Source organism: Legionella waltersii (assembly GCF_001468085.1).
In the GTDB taxonomy this organism is placed as follows: domain Bacteria; phylum Pseudomonadota; class Gammaproteobacteria; order Legionellales; family Legionellaceae; genus Legionella; species Legionella waltersii.
This window is the reverse complement of record NZ_LNZB01000049.1, coordinates 1-888: the sequence shown is the minus strand read 5'-3', so window position 1 is coordinate 888 and position 888 is coordinate 1. Positions and strand designations below refer to the sequence as shown.

Genomic DNA, 888 nt, shown 5'->3' with positions numbered 1-888 from the left:
ATATTTACTCATATAACAACCTCCTGTCAGAGGCTATTATCTCTCAAATTTTACTCTTTGTGTGGTCTAAATTTTGGGGGGCATTATACTTTTATAGAATCATTCGTTTCATCCAAATCAATACGGGGCTTTCTTTTACTCTGCCACTCAACCAAATTTATTATATTAAATACATGGCCTGAGTATGTATAGAGTTTATAATTTTCTGGGATTTCTTCAAGATCGATGGGACAAACGTCATTAATTGGGTAGTCTCTTGCAAGCGATATTAAGCGAGAATTTATACTAAATTTGAAACTCCTAAAAGTAAACAAGCCCATTATACTTTCTTCATTACTATATCTTATCACTGCAGAACGATTTGGAGGGCTAAATTGTATTAAATTTTGCTGGATCGATAATAGTGCTTTCCTGATCTCTACTAATTGCTCTTCTTGAATATTCGAAAAATAATCGGATGTAATTTTGTGTAAAGTTTTTATTACTTTATCAGCTGTTATTTCAAGTTCTATCATAAAAGATATATATGGATTTGCCTCGTTTTTTTGTTCGAGATATATTTTGAGCTTACAGTTAAGCGCTTGGGAATGTGATTGCAATTCTTTTTTATAATTTTCCGTATTTATATTATTTATTGGATTCAATTCTCTAAGGATAATATCAATGGACTTCGTGAAAGCCTCTAATACCAAATCGTAATTTACATTTTTGGGTTTTGCATTTTGAAGTGGTCTAATGGATGAACACACCCAGTTAAGAGATAATAGTCACTTAACTGGGAGGAAAAGATGTGCAGGTCATTTCAAAAGAATTTAAACAAGATGCTATTAGTCTTGTAATTGACCAAGGTTACAGTTGTTCAGAGGCGTCAAGAAGCTTGGGCATTTC

2 protein-coding genes are annotated in these 888 nt (G+C 32.4%); one reads left to right on the top strand and one right to left on the bottom strand.

Features of this window, described 5'->3' with window-relative positions:
- Positions 1 to 83: 83 nt before the first annotated feature.
- Positions 84 to 692, bottom strand: coding sequence for an RING finger protein (locus Lwal_RS09770; RefSeq protein ID WP_133141301.1), 609 nt, complete (start codon positions 690 to 692; stop codon positions 84 to 86).
- Positions 693 to 790: 98 nt separating this feature from the next.
- On the opposite strand from Lwal_RS09770, the gene Lwal_RS18205 reads away from it, so the two are divergent.
- On the top strand, positions 791 to 888 hold a 98-nt coding region (locus Lwal_RS18205), incomplete at its 3' end, for a transposase (RefSeq protein ID WP_162264103.1).